General features: G+C 67.9%; 1 protein-coding gene. It reads left to right on the top strand.

The genetic code is table 11. The annotated features are described in order from the left end of the window. The coding region (locus QM806_RS40970) for an aldehyde dehydrogenase family protein (RefSeq protein WP_283295055.1) at positions 1 to 535 on the top strand (535 nt) is incomplete at both ends.

Here is a 535-nt window from a genome sequence, read left to right on the forward strand (position 1 = left end):
CCGCCATGGTCCCGATGTGGTTCTTCCCCATCGCCATCGCCGCCGGCAACACCGTCGTCCTCAAACCGTCCGAGAAGGACCCCACCGCCGCGATCTGGATGGCCGAACTCTGGGCCGAAGCCGGCCTGCCCGCCGGGGTGTTCAACGTCCTGCAGGGCGACAAGACCGCCGTCGACGAACTGCTCACCCACCCCGCCATCAAGGCCATCAGCTTCGTCGGATCCACCCCCATCGCCCAATACGTCTACGCCACCGGCACCGCCCACGGCAAACGCGTCCAAGCCCTCGGTGGGGCGAAGAACCACGCCATCGTCCTCCCGGACGCCGACCTCGACCTCGCCGCCGACGCCATGGTCAACGCCGGCTTCGGCTCCGCCGGCGAACGCTGCATGGCCATCAGCGCCCTGGTCGCGGTCGGCGACATCGCCGACGAACTCGTGTCCAAGATCAAGGACCGCACCGACACCCTGAAGATCGGCGACGGCACCCTCGATTCCGACATGGGACCGCTGGTGACCAAGGTGCACCGCGACAA

It is taken from the genome of Rhodococcus sp. IEGM 1351, assembly GCF_030056875.1.
In the GTDB taxonomy this organism is placed as follows: Bacteria; Actinomycetota; Actinomycetes; order Mycobacteriales; family Mycobacteriaceae; genus Rhodococcus_F; species Rhodococcus_F opacus.